Origin of the sequence: Haloferula sp. A504, from assembly GCF_044385805.1 — a bacterium.
Classification (GTDB): Bacteria; Verrucomicrobiota; Verrucomicrobiia; order Verrucomicrobiales; family Akkermansiaceae; genus Haloferula.
Window position 1 is genome coordinate 109,146 of record NZ_JBISBU010000010.1, and the last position, 17,220, is coordinate 126,365.

Genomic DNA, 17,220 nt, shown 5'->3' on the forward strand with positions numbered 1-17,220 from the left:
TAGCTGCCGATGAACCAGAGCATTGTGATCGGGGTGGCGGCTCTCCTGGCGGGAGCGGCTGGTGGATTTCTCGTCGGAAAGTCGAACGGAGGGGCTGATGCCGCCGCAGCGACGGCCAGCGATGCGCCGCCTCCGGCCAAGATCCGTCGCGACGGCCCGCAAGCGGTTCAGGACCGCCCGGCCCGTTCGGGAGGCCGGAGTTTCGACGAGATCATGCGCGAACCCGGGCAGAGCGCCCGCCTGCAGGCGCTGATCGATCTGTATGCGGGGATGGATCCGTCGCAGCTCGAGGCCGAGGCTGAGAAGCTTGACGGCTTGCCGATGGGCGACCGCATTCTGGCGTCGGTCCTGCTGTTCAGCCGCTGGGCGGAGGTCGATCCGCAGGGGGCCATGAGCTATGCGAACGGGATGGGCTTCGGGGGCATGTTTGCCAAGCCGACCATCCTCCGGAGCTGGGCGAGCGTCGATCCGGTCAACGCGGCGAAATACTACACCGAGAACCCCAACGAGTTCGGCGGCATGGGCCGCGGCCGGGGTCCGCGGGGCGATGCCGGGGCGGAAATCGTGGCGCGCGAGTGGGCCAAGCTGGACCCGGCGGCGGCGATGCAGTGGGCGGAAGGGCTGGAAGGTTCGGAACGGACCGACGCGATGGTGTCGGTGATCGGCGAGGTCGCCGCCACCGATCCGTCCAAGGCGGCGACGATGGCCGCGGGTCTCGAGGGGGCCGATCAGGCCCGGGCCTATGGCGAAATCGCCGAGCGTTGGGCGCGGGATGATTTCGAGGCGGCCGACGCGTGGGCCTCGACGCTGAGCGGCGAGGCGAGGGACCGGGCGATGCGGGAAGTGATCGAAGTTCTGGCCGGCAGCGATCCGGCGGCCGCCGCGGCGCGAATTTCCACCCTCGGCGACGAGCGTGAACGGGACCGGGCGATCGAGAGGGTGGCCGGGGAGTGGTCGCGGCAGGACCCGGCCGGAGCCGCCGAATGGCTGGTTACCCAGGAGACTTCCGAAGGCGACGACGCGATGCGCCGGATCATGGGCAACTGGGTCGCGCAGGACTCGGCCGGGGCGCGCGCCTTCATCGAGGATCAACCGGCGGGCGACATTCGCGACGGTGCCGCCCAGACCTATCTGTGGATGAATCGCGACATGGAGCCGACCGAAGCCATCACGCTGGCGGAGTCGATCACCGACGAAAACAACCGCGCCAGATCGATCGGCATGACCGCTCGTCGCTGGATGGAGGAAGACGAGGCGGCCGCCAGGGCCTACATCGAGTCGAGCACCGCGATCGACGATTCCATCAAGGGCCGCATTCTCAATGCGGACGGTGATCGCCGGGGACGCTGACCGAGCGGCCGCCGCGGGCCGGGGTCAGTCTTCCGGCGGATCTTCCGGCGTCGCCGCTTCGGGTTCAGCCGGAGCTTCGGCTGGAGGCACGCCGTTCCGGATATCGTTCACCAGCGAAGACCTGCCCGTCTCCTTGCTGTAGCGGATCGAGAGCCCGATGAAGAAGGCACCCACCGCCAGCAGGAAGAACAGCAGGGTCATGAAGAAACTGGCGGCGGAACTCGGCTGGGCCACCGGCGGGCTGTGGCGGGGCTGAGGCTTGCCGGATGGGGGGCTCTTCTTTCGTTTCGGAGCCTCCTCGCCTTCCTTGATGATCGGCGAATCGCCGTCGGGGCGCTCCTTGGCCAGCGCCATCTGTTCGTCTGCCGTCAGGGAAAAGTCGAAGTCGACGTCGCCGATTTGCACGGTCATGCCGTCGAGCAGCTCGACTTTCGGCATCAGTTCACCTTTGAATTTGGTGCCATTGGTCGACCCGAGGTCGCGGAGTTGGTAGCCGCCCTCGATGCGCTCCATGACGGCGTGGTGGACGGAGATGGAGCCGCAGTCGACCACGATGTCGTTCTCACTTCCCCGGCCCAGAGTCACGCTCTTGCGGTCGAGCGCGAAGCGGTAGGGCTGCGAGTTCTTTTCCGGGACGGTGATGGTGACGCGTGGCATACGGATCAAACGGGGTTTCGAGAGACTTTCTAACGTGGATCAGGGGCGGATGGCACGGAAAATTCCGCCCAATGAGCGATCCTCGAAATCCGCTCGTTCAGGCGCAAATCCCGGTTGCTTTCGGGGTCCGGACCTGCTGCATTGACGGCGTCATGGCAAATGCAACCAACGTGCTGGCGAGCGGCATCGATATCAATGGCTCGATCCGTTTCTCCAACGACATGATCATCGATGGCAAAATCGAGGGCGAAATCATCTCAGACAAGGGCCGGGTGACCATTGGTGAAAACGCCGAGATCAAGGGCGACGTCACCGCCGGCGAGGTCAAGGTCTTCGGCAAGGTCGAGGGCAAGATCACCTCGGAGCGCTGCGAGCTGAAGACCGACAGCCGGCTCATCGGCGACATCAAGACCAAGAGCATCGTCATGGAGGACGGTGCCTCCCACTCGGGTCGCTCCGATATCGGTGGCTGAAATTTCCGCCGTCAATTTCAGGCCGGTCTTCCTCGTGGGGAGATCGGCCTTTTCTTTTGAGGCACCCTGGTTGCGGGTGGCTTCAGTGCTGGGTGAATCCTCCACCGATCCGGAGTCCGCCGCCGGCCTGGGTGACGGTGCCGCCACCGGTGCCGGGCGAACCGCCGAAGACCGACTGTCCGGGCTTGGGGCGATAGCAGAAGTAGTTCACGCCCTTGGACATCTGCGACAGCACCGGAAACATCATGATGAGTCCGAGGGGTTGGACGAAAACACCGATGCAGAAGGTCAGGAAGACCCCTTCGGAGAACTTGGGAGCGGCCTTGAGATCCTCGAAGGTGGAGACCGTGCGATTCCAATCGGTCGCGAGACCCTTGATGGCCATGAAGATCCAGTAGAAGTTGAAGAACGGGATGAACATGAAGCCGATCGCCTTTCCCGGCGTGCTGCGGGCCATCCCACCGGGCTGGAGGCACTTCCAGGCGCGGAACAGGGTCATGTAGAAGGGGATGACACTGAGAAGGGTGACGAGGTAGCCCGCCATGCCGAGAAGGCCGGCGATCAGCATGCCGGCTGTCGCCTGGTTGGAAGGATTGCCTTCGGCGTCGAGCCTGGCATTGGAACCGACCAAGGCCACCATCAGGCCACCGATGAGGATCAGTGCGATGCCTCCCAGGAAGAGGCCCATCCACAGTCCGAACTTCCCGGGGCCAACCTCGGGAGCCGGGTAGGGAGCGGAGGGGTCCGCCGGCGCCGCCATCTGGGTTCCGTAGGGGGAGCCGGCGGGGGCCATCTGGGCAGGGGCGGCTTCGGCGGGGAAAACGCCTTCAATCTGACCGGCGGGCAGCCAGTTTTCCATGCCTTCCGTCCACACCAGCGATTCCCTCACGATGTTGCCGTTGGCGGCGAATTCGACCAGTTGGGTGCCGGTGTAGGGCCCGAGCTGCTCTTCTCCCTGCATCACGAACCATTGCGTTTCCTCGCTCATCTTTTGTTGGCACGATCGGAAACGAGGGAAACTTGCAAAGCAAGCCGCGATTTCGTTCCCCAGGCTTGGATTCCGCGGGGAACGGAGCTGGTTCGTCAGGCTAGGGGTTGAGGCGCGAGCACAGCCAGGCGATCCGGGCGGCGACCGACTCCATGCTCAGCAGCTCGTAGCGGTCGTCGGGCTCGTGGATGAACTGCTGGCTGAGCACGTCGGCCAGGATTGCGGGGTCGTCGATGCCCGCGGCCATGGCGTCGAAGGCGTCCTTGACCTCCCCGGGAAGCCCCGCGGTGGCGTATTCGGCCGCCTCCCGCAGGGCTTCCAGAGCGCCCTCGGTCTGCGACTCGGGCTCGAAGATCTGCGGGATGGGCCGGATTCGGGCGGTCGGGTAGTCCGCTCCTTCGAGCCACTCGACGAAATGGACCCGGATCACGCCGTGCAGCAGCAGGTTGGAAGTGCCGTCCTCCATCTCTCGCGAGGCCCTCACGAGCCCGATGGTGCCGACCGGGGAGACGCATTCGACCGGATTCCCGGTTTCCTCGCCGACCAGGCGGGCAATGGCGAAGAAACAGCTGCCGGCCAGGCTGTCGCTGAGCATCTTGCGGTAGCGCTCCTCGAAGATCCGGAGCGGAAGTCCGCCGTGGGGAAAGAGGGTGCAGTCGGGCAGCAGCATTGCGCCGCAGGTTTCCGGGATTTCGAGCGAGGACATCCGCCGCCAAGGGAGCCCGCCGGGTGGTGACGCGCAATCGGAAAATCGCCTCGAGCCCGAGCGGTCAGTGCCGGGGATCGGTCGCATCGCAGGTCTCGCCACAGTGGAGGCAGCGGAAGTTGCCGGTGAAGAAGAGCCGGGTGACGACCCGGAAGCGATAACTTCCGAGGAGCGGCTGGACGCCTCTGCCGATCGGAGCCCCCCGCATCCGGCGCATCACCTGGCCGCGGCAGAGCGGGCAGCGGACGTCCGAACTCACCAGCAGGAACAGCAGCCCGGAGACGACGGCGGTCGGGAGCAGGATGATGCTGGCTTGAAGACCGCGCGGATCATAAATCAAGGTTCCCCACACCACGGCGAGGGGCAGCAGGAACATGCTGAGTGCGAAAACAACCAGCAGCAGAGCCGAGAGACGCAGCCGGATGAGTAGGGATTTATTGGCGAAACGATGCACGGCAGCTGTCCCTAACACTCTTCGTGCCAACCTGTGATCCGGTCAATCGGAGAAAGTCGAGCGGTCGGGATTCGCCGCCCAACGGTCAATCCGCCTCGTGAGCGCGCGTCTCGAAACGCATCAGCTCGGCGATGAAGGTCAGGGGGATGTGGCCGGTCTCGCCGTTCCGGTTCTTGGCGAGGACCAGCTCGGACTTTCCGGCGAGTTCCTCCTTTTCTTCCTCGGTTTCGGCATAGTAGGCGCTGCGGTAGAGCAGACCGATCATGTCGGCATCCTGCTCGATGGTGCCGGATTCCCGGAGGTCGGACATGCGCGGCACACCGAGGGACGATCCGGTGCGGCTCTCGGGACCGCGGTTGAGCTGGGCGAGGACGAGGATCGGCACGTTCAGCTCCTTGGCCAGGGCCTTGATGCCGGCGGAGATCTCACCGATCTCCCGCTCGCGGGAGTTGGAGGCCTGACGGGTGTTCGACTTGAGCAGTTGCAGGTAGTCGATCGCGATCAGGCCGATCTTGTCCTCCCGGTGCCGCCGCCGCGCCTTGGCCCGCAGGGTGTCGATCGGAATTCCGGCGGTGTCGTCGATCCAGAGTTTGGACTCGGCGATCTCCTTGGTCGAGCGCTTGAGTTTGAGGAGTTCCTCCTTGGAAGGTTTGAAACCCTTGCCGATCCGGCTCTGGGCGAAGCGTGCCCGCGAGAAGACCAGGCGCTGGACGATCTGGAAGGCCGTCATCTCGCACGAGAAAACGAGGGTCGGCACGTTCTGGTCCACGCAGACGTGTTCGACGATGTTCATCATCAGCGAGGTCTTGCCCATCGAGGGGCGGGCGGCGATGACGAACATCTCCCCGGGCTTGAGTCCCTTGCTCATGCCGTCGAGGTCGGTGTAGCCCATCGGAATGCCCTGGGTTTCCACCTCGCCGGCGAGGACTTCCTGGAACTTGGTCCAGACCTCGGCAACTTCCGTGCGGATGTCGAAGCTGGCCTTGGTTTCCGATCCCTGGCGGATGCCGAGCACCTCCTGCTCGACCTGGTCGAGGAGCACGCTGGTGTCCTCCGGGTTTTCGTAGGCCTCGGCGATCGACTCGGTGCAGGTGCGGATGATGGAGCGCAGGACGTGCTTCTCCTTGACGATCTTGAGGTGGGTGGCGAAGTGCGAGGCGTTCGGCGAGTAGGTGTAGATGTCGGCGACGGCCGGCCGCCCGCCGATGTCATCGAGGATTCCGCGGTCGTGGAGGAGCTGGACCAGCGAGACGAGTTCGATCTCGTTCCCCTTGTCGTTCAGCTCGCACAGGGTTTCGAACAGCAATCCGTGGGCGGGGAGATAGAAATGCTCGCGGGTCAGGCTCTCTTCGCGCGCTTCCGTGATGTAGCGCTGCGGGTCCTTGAGCATCGAGGAGAGGATGCTCTTCTCGGGGCCAAGGGCATTGGGCAGGGTGCGGCTGCCGTCGTCCGAATCGGACGGCGGGGCGGACTGGAGAACGGGTGCTTCGGTGGAGACGGCCATGAGCTTGGGTGACCATGGTGGAGGAAATCGGTGCGGGTCAATCAGGGCATCCGGTGAACTTCTGTGGATAACTCCGGAGGGTCATGGAGCGCGTCGGTTTTGTTCCGATCGGACCGCTCGCTCCGGAAGCGATGGCAGGCCACCGCACGCTGGAACGAAAAAGCGCGCGACCCGGTCGGGGCGCGCGCTTTCGGAAAGGTTGGTGGCGGAATTACTCCGTCTCGCCCTCGGCGTCCGGGGAGTGGGCCTCGACGGTCACGGTGAGGGTGGTCGAGATCTCCGGGTGGAGGCTGATGGTCACGTCGCTCTTGCCGGACTTCTTGATCGGCTTTTCGAGTTCGATCGCGGTGCGGTCGATTTCGATGCCGGCCGCCTGAAGTTCCTTGTGAATGTCGATCGAGGTGACCGATCCGAAGGCCTTGCCGGATCCGCCGACCTCGAGGGTGAACTTCGGACGCAGTTTCGAGATCTTGGTCGCAAGTTCCTGGGCGCCGGCGAGTTCCTCGGCCTCGCGCTGGGCGCGGGCGGTCTTGAGGGCCTCGAGGTGACGCAGGTTGGCCTTGGTGGCCTCGAACGCCTTGCCTTGGGGGATCAGGAAGTTCCGCGCGTAGCCGGAACGGACTTTGACGACGTCGGCCTCGGAACCGAGACCTTCGACTTTTTCGCGGAGAATGACTTCAGAGTTGGCCATGACGTGGATGGGCTTGCGTGGGGGCGGGGAGGTAGGACCCGCAGCCGACCGAGTCAAGGAAAATGGAGCGTTTCATTCGGTTCCGGATGCTCCCGGAACTCGGCCCGGAGCCACGAGTCCGCGCGATTCGGGCTTGGAGGCCCGGCCTGATGATGGGATGTAAGGGGCAGCATGAGCACACCACCCCCGATGCCGCAGTCGCCGAGCTACTCGCTCGATGAGTTCCTTTCGAAGACCGCCCAGCAGGACCGGGGGCAGGGGCTTTTCGAGTTGGAGACGCCCCGCCTGCTGGAGGTGAACCTCAATGGCCGGGTGAACACCAAGATGGGCTCGATGGTCTCCTATCGCGGGCAGATCAAGTTCACCCGCGAGAAGATGATGGACCAGGGCCTCGGAAACCTGCTCAAGAAGGCGGTCTCCGGCGAGGGCATGAGCATCACCTACGCCGACGGTCAGGGAAAACTCTACCTCGCCGACGCCGGCAAGAAGGTAAGCATCATCCGCCTGCAGAACGAGGAGATCTTCATCAACGGCAACGACGTGCTCGCCTTCGAGCCGAGCCTTTCGCACCGGATCGAGATGATGCGGAAGGTGGCGGCCCTGGCCAGCGGCGGGCTTTTCAACATTCACCTGACCGGCTCGGGCATGGTGGCACTTACGACGCACTACGAGCCGATCACCCTCAAGGTCGAGCCGGGCAACCCGGTGATCACCGATCCGAATGCCACGGTCGCGTGGAGTGGTGGCCTGAAACCGCAGTTCCGCACCGACGTTTCGTTCCGGACCTTCCTCGGCCGCGGCTCCGGCGAGTCCTTCCAGATGCAGTTCGAGGGAAGCGGCTTCGTGGTGATCCAGCCGTATGAGGAAGTGGCGTTTGCGGCGCAGGCGGGGTGATCCCCGTGCCGACCGGAGCCGGGGTGTCGGAACGGAGCTTGAAGGCCCGATGTACGGATTTCTGCTTCCCCCGGTCGCGGGGGATGTGAAGGCTGGGGGTGATGAAGCTCAAGTTTTGTGGCGCGGCGGGGACGACGACGGGTTCGCAGCATCTGCTGGAGGTGAACGGAACGAGGATCCTGCTCGATTGCGGCCTTTATCAGGGCCGGCGGCATGACTCCTACGAGGTGAACCGGGGCTTTCCCCATTTCGAGCCCTCCGAGGTCGACGTGGTCATCCTCTCCCATGCCCACATCGATCACAGCGGCAACCTCCCGAACCTCACGCGCCGCGGCTTTGCCGGCAATATTTACGCAACCTTCGCTTCGCGGGACCTGTGCACGATCATGCTGGCCGACAGCGCCCACATCCAGGAGCAGGACGTGAAGTGGCTGAACAAGCAGCGGGCCAAGGACGGCGAGCCGCCGGTCGAACCGCTCTACAACAAGGCCGACGCGGAGAAGTGCCTGCGGCAGTTCGTGACCGTGGGTTACGAGCGGCCGATGCCGGTGGCCGACGGGGTGACGCTGACCTTTTTCGACGCCGGTCACATCCTCGGAGCGGCGCAGGTGCTGCTCGAGGTGATCGACAAGGAGGATGGTGGGAGGAAGAAGCGCTTTCTGTTCTCCGGCGACGTCGGTCGCGGGAGGAATGACATCCTCAACGACCCCGTGGTGGTTCCGGATGTTGATTTCGTCCTCATGGAGTCGACCTACGGCGGGCGCGAGCACGAGGAGGCGACCGGGGCCGACGAACACTTCGCGCGAATCCTGACCGAGGCGATCGAGCGCAAGGGCAAGGTCATGATCCCCTCCTTCGCGGTCGAGCGGACCCAGCAGGTCCTCTACGTGCTCAACCGGCTCTTCCACGAAGGCCGGCTGCCGAAGCTTCCGGTCTATGTCGACAGTCCGCTGGCGGTCGGCGCCACCGAGATCTTCCGCCTGCACCCCGAGTGTTTCAACGAGGAGGTCTATGAGTTCATGTTCGAGAAGGACAAGGATCCCTTCGTCTTTGAGGGCCTGCGACTCGTGCGTGCCGTCAGTGAGTCGAAGAAGATCAACCAGAAGGACGAGGCCTGCATCATCATTGCCGCTTCCGGCATGTGCGAGGCGGGGCGGATCCGGCACCACCTGAAGAACGGCATCGGGGATCCGAAGAATACGGTGTTCTTCGTCGGCTACTGCGCCCAAAACACCCTCGGGCGCTTCATCCGCGACGGCAACCAGGAGGTCAACATCTTCGGCAAGCGCTACAAGGTGCGTGCCAAGATCGAAGCGATCGATTCCTTCTCGGGTCATGCCGACCACTCGGAGCTGGTGGACTACTTCGAGGCGATGAGCGGACCGAAGTCGCGCACCTGGCTGGTGCACGGTGAAGAGGAACACTCCGAGGCATTGCGCGTCGCGCTGGCGGAAAAGCACGACCAGCCCATCGAGGTCGGAGTGCTCGGAGAGACGGTGGAGTTCTGAGGCGGCTACCCGCAGGCAATTCCTTCGTCGTCGTTCGGGGGCGGAACCGTGAGATAGCCGAGGCCGAGTTCGGCGGCGGGTTTCCGGTCGTTCTCGTCCGAGTCGCCGACCATCAGGATCTCCGCGGGAGCGATGCCGGATTCGATCAGCGGACGGACCGCGTGCCGGAACAGGCGCAGGTCGGGCTTGGCGAAGCCGTGCTCGTAGGAGAAGGCGCAGAGATCGGGCCGGAACTGCGGCCAGTATTCCGGAAAGTGCGTGGCGAGCAGGCGCCGGGTGTAGGCCTGCGCGTTGGAGACGATGCCGAGCGCCGCGCCGGTTTCGACACTGGCCTCGAGGAGTCGATTCGCCCAAGGGGTCGGTTCCACCGGATGGATCGATTCCTCCAGTTCGAACGCGAAGTCCCCGGCGTCGGTCAGCGTGGGGAAGATCGATTGCCAGATCTCTCGAATGTCGATCTCGGGCCAGCGCTCTGGAGATTGCTGGTGGGCGGTGGCAATCGCTTGGTCGAAGGTGGTGTCGGGGTACGGGAACTCTGGTAGTTCGAAACGCTTGATGACGGATGCCATGCGATTGCGGCGATCCGGATGCCGGGGACCGTCGAGAAGGGTCCCATACACATCGAAGAGGATGGCCTTGGTGGGAGCGGGGATCATGCGTAGGCGGCAGCGATGGCCCGGCGATCGAGTGCGCGGACAGGTCCCGGTGCGGCGCTGGTCAGGCGTGCCTGAAGCTCGGTGAGTCGCTTCAGATGGGCCGCGTGCGAATGGCGCGCGAGGGCCGGGGACGCGTCGGGAGGCGGGCGGTCGTCGAGTTGACGGCGGAGCCACGGGTGCAGCAAATCCGTTTCTCCCTGCCGCACGACCTGCACGTCGCACTTTCCCAGCCGGAACGAGTGGATCGCTGCCCGCTGGTGATCGTCGTCGAGCAGGGCGAAGTCGATCCCATCGCAGACGAGGGCGTCGTAGAGACCATCCCGGGGGAAACCGTCGAGATTCAGGCTGGCGATGCGCCGGCCAAGCACGCGGCGTCGATGCGCGGCTTCCAGGTGAATCAGGCCGAATCCTTCCTGCCTCGAAGTGGTGAGCAGGTGAGTGCTGGCGGCGATGCAGCGCTCGGGCGACTGCCGGCGGAACACGTCAAACTCGACCGGCAGCCCTTGTTCCCCGGCAAAGCGGCGCCAAGCCTCGTAGGCCGGCTTCCACTCGTCGCGAGCCGGCGCGCTGCCCTGAAGAAAGCGGGTCCCGGCGGGAGCCGCGGCGGAGAGCAGGAGGAATTCCCCGAGATTCTTTCGCGGGATTCCCCGCATCGGCAGCAGGACCACCGCGGGCCCCGCGGGCGGTGGTGGCGTGGGCGGGCGTGGTGGAGCCGGATTGGGCAGGAGAATCGCCCGCTCGCCGGGCAGGCCGCCGGCGATGAAGGCGCTTCGATCCCGCTTGTTCAGGAATGCGTGGGCGACTCGCGGCGAGTCGGGGTAGGGCCTGGCAACCATTTCGAGGATGGCGAGGTTTTCCGGGCGGTCGTCTTCAGCAAGGTCGTGGTGCTGGAGAATCATGGCTTCCCCGGCATCGGCGAGCGCGCCGAGCGAGCGGGTCAGGGCCGGATTCTTGCCGAGGCAGGGGTTGTGGAAATGCCACAGCCGGGGGCGCCCGCCGAACCGCCGGGTCGCCGCATCGAGCAGCGGCGCGGCGAGATCGCCGGATGCCTCCGCCTGGTAGCCGAGTCCGGCCATGTTCTCTTCGCTCAGGACGAGGTGGGGAATGCCGGCGTCGCCAAGGATGCGCTCGGTGGCCCGGATGACCTGGGTCACCCCTCCCGGGCGGAGGTGATAGTGCACGATGATGATCGCCGCCGTCATCGATCGAGTGAACCGAGCGGACGCACGAAGTGGAAACCCCAGATTTCGAAACCCAGCCGGTGATACAGCCGGTGGGAGGCGTGGTTGTGGGTGTAGGCGTCGAGGGTGATCAGGTTGCAGTCGCGTTCACGACCGAGTTGCTCCAGATGCGCGATCAGGGCGCTGCCGACGCCGCTCGAACGGTGTTCGGGATGGACGACGAGATTGTCGATCTCGAGATAGCGCCCGCACCAGATCTTGGTCGCCACCCAGGCACCGGCGAAGCCGACCATGGTGCCGCGGCGAAACGCGCCAATGGGAAGGTAGTGCGGATGCTCCTCGATGATTCGCCGGAAGCGCTCGAGCAGCACCGCGGTGGTGCAGTCGGGATTCAGGTGCGCCAGCAGACCGGTGGCGGTCGGGAACTCGGCGGGCGAAAGGGAGCGGACTTCGATCGAGGACACGATTCCGGTTTAGCGAAGCCGGGCTTGGACGGGAAAGAAAATGGTGCGCGATGCTGGGTTCGAACCAGCGACCCCATCGGTGTGAACGATGTGCTCTACCACTGAGCTAATCGCGCATGATTCCGTCGGACGGGGCCGAGGGTTTAGGCCACCGGCCCGGGGTTTGGCAAGCGATTTGGAGTGCGGAGGCCCTCGACTCCGCTTTTCGAGTCACCAGTGGATCCCTTTGGTTCTCGAATCCTGCCGATGGAGGAATCTCGCCTTTCCCATGCCCGAGGGGAAGCCGCGCCAGGGCCGGGGGTGGGCGTCATGGCGGCAACCAAAGCGGTGGCAGACCACCGCATTCCAAAGTAAACCGGCGGCTCGACGCGGCCATTCGAGGGGGGCAGGCTGGCGTCCGAACTTTTCCAAACCCATGAGCAACAAACCGCAGCTGTCGTTCTGGCAGATCTGGAACATGTCGTTCGGCTTCCTGGGCATCCAGTTCGGCTGGGGCCTGCAGATGGCGAACATGTCGGCCATCTATTCCTTTCTCGGAGCCAAGGAGGAACAGCTTTCGCTGTTGTGGATCGCCGCCCCGCTCACCGGCTTGATCGTTCAGCCCATCGTCGGCTACATGAGCGACCGGACCTGGACCGGACTGGGACGGCGTCGGCCGTATTTCCTGGTGGGAGCCATTCTCGCCAGCATCGCGCTGGTGCTGATGCCGCATTCGTCCGCGCTGTGGATGGCGGTTGGCCTGCTCTGGATCCTCGATGCCTCGATCAACATCACGATGGAGCCGTTCCGGGCCTTCGTGGCGGACAAGCTGCCGGCGGAGCAGCGGGCGACCGGCTTTTCTGTCCAGAGCCTCTTCATCGGACTGGGTGCGGTGGTGGCGTCGGCCATGCCATGGATGCTAACCAATTGGTTCGGGGTCGAGACCGGAGCCAGTGGCGGCGGCGCCATTCCCCGGGCGGTGATCATTTCCTTCCATGCCGGGGCGGCCGCGCTCTTCATCGCGGTGGTCTACACGATCATCACCACGCCGGAGTACCCACCGGAGGACATGGAGGCCTTCAGGAAGATGAAGGCGGAGTCGCGGGGGGTGGGCGGTTTCCTGGTCGAGTTGGTCGAGGGACTCGGCTCGATGCCGAAGACGATGAAGCAGTTGGCGGTCGTCCAGTTCTTCACCTGGATCGCGCTGTTCTGCATGTGGATCTACTGGGCGCCGGCAACGGCGCGACAGGTCTTCGGCGGGGATCCGGCCAACGAGGAGGCATGGAAGGGAATCATGGAGGAGGCCGGGGCGTGGACCGGCATCTGTTTCGCCACCTACAACCTGGTGTGCTTCGTGTTCTCCTTCGTGCTGCTCGCACTCTCCCGGAAGGTGTCGCCGAGGATGATCCACCTCGTGTGCCTGCTGATCGGCGCGGCGGGCCTGCTCAGCGCGCGGGTGATTTCGGACCAGAACACGCTGCTGATCGCGATGGTGGGCGTGGGTGTCGCCTGGGCGTCGATCCTCTCCATGCCCTACGCGATTCTCTCGTCGGTCCTGCCTCCGGCGAAAATGGGATTCTACATGGGCGTTTTCAACTTCTTCATCGTGATTCCGCAAGTGCTGGTGTCGCTGGTGATGGGCAAGTTGGTCGGGTCGGTTTTCGGCGGTGACTCGATGATGGCGATCGTCTTCGGTGGTGCGTGCCTCGTCATCGCGGCCGCGGCGATGCTGCGGGTGGATCACGCCGGCGAGGCGGCGGCGCCTTCGGGGGCGGCCGGACACTGAACTTCTGGAAGTGATGGGATTGAATCGTTGGCAAAAGGGCATCGCCGTCGCATGGATGGCGGCGATGAGCATGGCGAGCGCGACCGAAGATCCACGACCGGTGATCTATCAGGCACTCCCGCGTCTGTTCGGGAACACCGATGAGACGAGGAAGCTGAACGGCACCCTGGAGCAGAACGGCTGTGGCAAGTTCTCCGATTTCAACGACTGCTCGCTGGCTTCGTTGAAGGAACTCGGGATCACCCACCTGTGGCTCACCGGGGTCATCGAACAGGCCAGCGGCACCGGCTATCCGGGACGCGAGGCCGACCCGGCGGACATCCTCAAGGGGGTGGCCGGGAGCCCGTATGCGATCCGCGACTACTTCGACGTCTGTCCCGACTACGCCGACGACCCGGAGAAGCGGATCGACGAGTTCAAGGCCCTGATCGAGCGCTGCCGCAAGCACGATCTCGAGGTGCTGATCGACTTCGTGCCGAATCACGTGGCCCGCAGCTATGCCTCGGACGTGCGCCCCGAGTTGAGCTTCGGCGAGGGCGACGATCCAGCGCGGTTCTTCGCCAGGAAGAACAACTTCTTCTACGTGCAACCGGGCATGGCCGATGGGGGTCCGCCGCTGAAACTGCCGACGGAGGGCAAGCCGGGCTGCACCGGTCGTTTCGAACCGGAGACCGACTTTGTCCGCGTCACCGGCAACAACGCGATCACCTTCGCGCCGGGCGAGGGCGACTGGTATGAAACGGTGAAGCTCAACTACGGCCACGACTTCACGCAGGGGCGCGACACCTCGCACCTGCCGGGTCCGGATGCCGCGGTGGACGAGGTGCCGGACACCTGGCGCAAGATGGATGAAATTTTTGCCTACTGGCAGGACATGGGTGTCGCCGGCTTCCGCGTGGACATGGCGCACATGGTCCCGATGGAGTTCTGGCGGTGGATGATTACCCGCGCGCGCCAGCGGGATGGCGGGGTCTACATTTTCGGCGAAGCCTACGACAACGATCCCGCCAAGCTCACCGATGGGAATGTCCTCGACGCGCTGCTCGAGTCGGGCTTCGACGCGGTCTATGACGATCCGGTTTACGACATCTGCCTCGGTCTCTACGACGACTTCCACGGTTACAAGTGGGCCAACGACCTCGACGAGCTGACCTTCACCGGCGATCGTTTTCACCGGTCGCTGCGCTACGCCGAGAACCACGACGAGATCCGCCTGGCCTCACCGAAGGAGTGGGGAGGTCTCGGGATGGCGGTGGGACGCCCGGTCAGTGCCGTGATGTTCGGCATGGGCCGCGGCCCGTTGATGATCTACCACGGCCAGGAAGTCGGGGAACCGGCGCTGGGTGCCGAAGGATTCGGGGGCGACGACGCGCGGACGACGATCTTCGATTACTGGGCGATGCCCGAATTCCAGAAATGGGTGAATGGCGGACGCTTCGACGGCGGCGGGCTCTCGGACGAGCAGCGGGCCTTGCGCCAGTGGTATGCGGACCTGCTTGCGGTGGTGAAAAGCCCGGCCTTCACACAGGGCGAGTTTTACGGCCTGAACCACGCCAACAAGGACAACGAGAGCTTCGGGCGGCTCGACGGCGAGACCGCCAGCGGTCACTGGCTCTACGCCTTCCTGCGTCGCGATGCGACGAGCGGGAAGGCCTTCCTGGTGGTTGCCAATTTCCACGGTACCACGACCCTGGAAGGCGTGAGCATTCGGATTCCACAGCACGCCCTCGAGTGGCTCGACAAGACCGCCGGAAGCATCAGTTTCCGCGAACGCCTCGTCGACGACTGGCAGGCGAGTGCCGGAGTTTCCGAGTTGCCGGAGAAGGGCTTGATCCTTCCTGACCTGCCGCCCTTGAGCGCGCGGATGCTGGAAATCCGGTGAGGATATTTCACTCGATCACGAAGAGCGTGGCGCGGTGGTCGCTGGCGTCCGCCCATTCGGGATCGTCGAGCAGCTTGCACTCGTCCCACAAGGCCCGCTCGGTGAGCGCCTCGCTGAAGAGCACGTAGTCGAAGCGTGAATACACGTCCTGAAAATCCCAGAAGTGGGTCCAGGTCTGGCCGCGCTCATCCTTGAGCCACGCCATGCCGAGCTTGAGCGGACCCGACCGCGGCCCGCGGACGGTCCGCACGGCGGACGAATTGCGGGTATCGTTGAGGTCTCCGTAAACGATCAAGGCGGTCGTCGGATCGGCGGTAAGGATCCGGGTCGCCTGCTCACGCAGCAGATGGGCTTCGGCGCGGCGCATCATTTCCTGGTCCGCTTCGGGGATCTCGCGCTTCGACTTGAGGTGCGCACCCAGGAAACGGATGTCGCCGACGGGGCTGTCGACGGTCACATCGAGAATCCCGCGCCCCATGCCGAAGGTCCGCCCTTCGAGTTGGTACTCGAGATTCTCGTGGAGTTCGACGTTGGCGAATGGATGCCTGGAGAGCATGGCAAGCCGGCGGGTGTCGTCGAAACCGCCGGTGTGATGCGCATGGGGAAGATCGACCCCGGCGGCCTTCAGGCGATCCTGCAAGTCGGCAAGGTCCGCAGGAGTGCCGACTTCGCAGAGGCCGAGCACGTCGGGCCGGTGGCGGGCGATGATGCTGACGACGGCCTCCTTCTCGCTGTCGGGCTTGGGCTTGCCGTTGATCCGCTTGCCGTCGATGTAGCGATCCATCGTCAGCCAGTTCTCGACGTTGTAGGCGATGAAACGAAGGGTGTCAGTGCTTCCTTGTTTCGCTCTTTCAGTGTTTCGGTCCTCCGGCGCTTCGGCGTCCGGAGCAGGGTCTGTGACGGATGATTCCTCGGCCGCCGGAGGTGAGGCTTCGGCGACGACCGGCTCGCCCTCCCATGCGGTGAGTTCCTCGTGTCGGTCGCACGAGGGAAGCGCCAAAACAAACGCCCCGAGGATTCCCGGGGCGACGATCCATCGAAAGGCGGGAAGCATCATTCAGACTTCGCGAGGTTCCTTGCCGGCGACTTCCTTCACCTTGGCTTCGTCCTCCTCGGCGGATGCCTCGGCCTCGGCGGTCTTGATCTCGCGTTCGAATTCATCCTTGGCCTTCTTGAATTCCCCCATGCTCTTGCCCAGTCCACGAGCCAGTTCCGGGATCTTCTTGGCTCCGAAGAGCAGCAGGACCACGACGAAGATGATGACCCATTCCGGGCCCTGGGGCATACCAAAGGCGAGCAGCGCGTTCATGAGAAAAGTTTAGGGGCGGTGTTTCCGCTTAGCAACGCGAATAACGGGCCCCCCTGCCGCGAGCTTTCACCTTGGCCGGGGTTTTGTGATTCGTGCTTTGGAATTCGCAAAATCCGTCTACGGGAACGGCGTGCAGTTGCCGGTATTCGAGATCGAGGACGAGCTGAAACAGGCGGCGGCGCCGGGCGGACGGCTGCTGCTCAAGGCTCCCACCGGCTCGGGAAAATCAACCGCGGTGCCGGGCATGATGCGCGATGCCGGGGTCGAGGGACGCATCCTGGTCATCGAACCCCGACGGATGGCGGCCCGCATGCTGGCGGGCTGGGTGGCACGTCAGCGCGGCGGAGCGGTGGGAGGCGAGGTCGGCTACTCGGTTCGCTTCGATCGTCGCTACGGGCGCGACACCCGCATCGTTTACCTCACCGACGGTGTCTTCCAAAGGTGGCTTCAGGATCATTCCGACCTGCCGGGAGTGGATGCGGTGATCTTCGATGAATTTCACGAGCGACGCCTGGCGATGGATGTGGCGCTCGGTCGCTGTCTCGACCTGCAGGAAGGCTCGCGGCCGGATCTGCGGGTGGTGGTGATGTCCGCGACTTTGGAGACGCAGGGACTGGGAGACTTTCTGGAGGCGCGCAGCGGGCCGGGGCGGCTCACTTTGCTCGAAGCGGGAGGGCGCACCTACCCGGTGGAGGTCCACTACCGGGCGGCGAAAGCGCCCGGGGGGCGGAGTCGCGG

18 protein-coding genes and 1 tRNA gene are annotated in these 17,220 nt (G+C 64.5%); 7 read left to right on the plus strand and 12 right to left on the minus strand.

Annotation, left to right across the window (positions count from 1 at the left end; genetic code table 11):
* Nucleotides 1-9 precede the first annotated feature (9 nt).
* On the plus strand, nt 10-1,350 hold the full coding sequence (locus ACG2LG_RS07455) for a hypothetical protein (protein ID WP_396257738.1): 1,341 nt from the start codon (nt 10-12) through the stop codon (nt 1,348-1,350).
* A 24-nt stretch (nt 1,351-1,374) separates the two neighbouring features.
* Here ACG2LG_RS07455 and ACG2LG_RS07460 read toward each other — a convergent pair whose 3' ends face one another.
* The gene (locus tag ACG2LG_RS07460) at nt 1,375-2,007 is read right to left on the minus strand and encodes an FHA domain-containing protein (protein WP_396257740.1); all 633 of its coding nucleotides are present in this window, start codon (nt 2,005-2,007) and stop codon (nt 1,375-1,377) included.
* Nucleotides 2,008-2,159: 152 nt separating this feature from the next.
* Here ACG2LG_RS07460 and ACG2LG_RS07465 point away from each other — a divergent pair, with 152 nt between their 5' ends.
* Nucleotides 2,160-2,480 (plus strand): polymer-forming cytoskeletal protein, encoded by a 321-nt coding sequence (locus ACG2LG_RS07465; protein WP_396257741.1) that lies wholly within the window; start codon nt 2,160-2,162, stop codon nt 2,478-2,480.
* Nucleotides 2,481-2,562: 82 nt separating this feature from the next.
* On the opposite strand, the gene ACG2LG_RS07470 is transcribed toward ACG2LG_RS07465, so the two are convergent.
* From ACG2LG_RS07470 to rplI, 5 genes are all read right to left on the minus strand, one after another.
* The gene (locus tag ACG2LG_RS07470) at nt 2,563-3,468 is read right to left on the minus strand and encodes a DUF4339 domain-containing protein (protein ID WP_396257743.1); all 906 of its coding nucleotides are present in this window, start codon (nt 3,466-3,468) and stop codon (nt 2,563-2,565) included.
* A gap of 100 nt (nt 3,469-3,568) precedes the next feature.
* Complete coding sequence (locus tag ACG2LG_RS07475; protein WP_396257745.1) at nt 3,569-4,174, minus strand: LON peptidase substrate-binding domain-containing protein; 606 nt, start codon at nt 4,172-4,174, stop codon at nt 3,569-3,571.
* A 64-nt stretch (nt 4,175-4,238) separates the two neighbouring features.
* Entirely contained in the window at nt 4,239-4,628 is a 390-nt protein-coding gene (locus ACG2LG_RS07480) for a hypothetical protein (RefSeq protein WP_396257747.1), read from the minus strand.
* Between the two features lie 85 nt (nt 4,629-4,713).
* Nucleotides 4,714-6,132 (minus strand): replicative DNA helicase, encoded by a 1,419-nt coding sequence (dnaB, locus tag ACG2LG_RS07485; protein ID WP_396257748.1) that lies wholly within the window; start codon nt 6,130-6,132, stop codon nt 4,714-4,716.
* Nucleotides 6,133-6,343: 211 nt separating this feature from the next.
* Nucleotides 6,344-6,823: a 50S ribosomal protein L9 gene (gene rplI, locus ACG2LG_RS07490; RefSeq protein ID WP_396257750.1), complete on the minus strand. Its 480-nt coding sequence runs from the start codon at nt 6,821-6,823 to the stop codon at nt 6,344-6,346.
* A 171-nt stretch (nt 6,824-6,994) separates the two neighbouring features.
* On the opposite strand from rplI, the gene ACG2LG_RS07495 reads away from it, so the two are divergent.
* A complete protein-coding gene (locus tag ACG2LG_RS07495; RefSeq protein ID WP_396257751.1) occupies nt 6,995-7,717 on the plus strand; it encodes an AIM24 family protein in 723 nt (240 codons plus the stop codon).
* 101 nt (nt 7,718-7,818) lie between these two features.
* Complete coding sequence (locus ACG2LG_RS07500; RefSeq protein WP_396257753.1) at nt 7,819-9,225, plus strand: MBL fold metallo-hydrolase RNA specificity domain-containing protein; 1,407 nt, start codon at nt 7,819-7,821, stop codon at nt 9,223-9,225.
* 5 nt (nt 9,226-9,230) lie between these two features.
* Here the strand turns inward: ACG2LG_RS07500 and ACG2LG_RS07505 are convergent, their stop codons facing one another.
* The 4 genes from ACG2LG_RS07505 to ACG2LG_RS07520 form a co-directional block, all read right to left on the minus strand.
* Complete coding sequence (locus ACG2LG_RS07505; RefSeq protein WP_396257755.1) at nt 9,231-9,881, minus strand: HAD family hydrolase; 651 nt, start codon at nt 9,879-9,881, stop codon at nt 9,231-9,233.
* Nucleotides 9,878-11,083, minus strand: a complete 1,206-nt coding sequence (locus ACG2LG_RS07510) for a hypothetical protein (protein WP_396257756.1) — start codon at nt 11,081-11,083, stop codon at nt 9,878-9,880. Before ACG2LG_RS07510 ends, ACG2LG_RS07505 begins: the two co-directional genes overlap by 4 nt.
* The gene (locus ACG2LG_RS07515; protein ID WP_396257758.1) at nt 11,080-11,526 is read right to left on the minus strand and encodes a GNAT family N-acetyltransferase; all 447 of its coding nucleotides are present in this window, start codon (nt 11,524-11,526) and stop codon (nt 11,080-11,082) included. The genes ACG2LG_RS07510 and ACG2LG_RS07515 overlap by 4 nt, the downstream gene beginning before the upstream one ends.
* Before the next feature lie 41 nt (nt 11,527-11,567).
* Nucleotides 11,568-11,642, minus strand: a tRNA-Val gene (locus ACG2LG_RS07520).
* Between the two features lie 299 nt (nt 11,643-11,941).
* Between ACG2LG_RS07520 and ACG2LG_RS07525 the strand changes: the two genes are divergently transcribed.
* Both ACG2LG_RS07525 and ACG2LG_RS07530 read left to right on the plus strand, forming a co-directional pair.
* Nucleotides 11,942-13,291 carry an MFS transporter gene (locus tag ACG2LG_RS07525; RefSeq protein WP_396257760.1) on the plus strand — a complete coding sequence of 450 codons (1,350 nt, stop codon included), beginning with the start codon at nt 11,942-11,944 and terminating at the stop codon, nt 13,289-13,291.
* Between the two features lie 13 nt (nt 13,292-13,304).
* Nucleotides 13,305-15,173: an alpha-amylase family glycosyl hydrolase gene (locus tag ACG2LG_RS07530; RefSeq protein WP_396257762.1), complete on the plus strand. Its 1,869-nt coding sequence runs from the start codon at nt 13,305-13,307 to the stop codon at nt 15,171-15,173.
* A 7-nt stretch (nt 15,174-15,180) separates the two neighbouring features.
* On the opposite strand, the gene ACG2LG_RS07535 is transcribed toward ACG2LG_RS07530, so the two are convergent.
* Together ACG2LG_RS07535 and ACG2LG_RS07540 are read right to left on the minus strand one after the other, a co-directional pair.
* On the minus strand, nt 15,181-16,230 hold the full coding sequence (locus tag ACG2LG_RS07535; protein WP_396257763.1) for an endonuclease/exonuclease/phosphatase family protein: 1,050 nt from the start codon (nt 16,228-16,230) through the stop codon (nt 15,181-15,183).
* On the minus strand, nt 16,231-16,482 hold the full coding sequence (locus tag ACG2LG_RS07540) for a twin-arginine translocase TatA/TatE family subunit (protein WP_396257765.1): 252 nt from the start codon (nt 16,480-16,482) through the stop codon (nt 16,231-16,233).
* A 97-nt stretch (nt 16,483-16,579) separates the two neighbouring features.
* Between ACG2LG_RS07540 and ACG2LG_RS07545 the strand changes: the two genes are divergently transcribed.
* On the plus strand, nt 16,580-17,220 hold a 641-nt coding region (locus tag ACG2LG_RS07545; RefSeq protein ID WP_396257766.1), incomplete at its 3' end, for a DEAD/DEAH box helicase.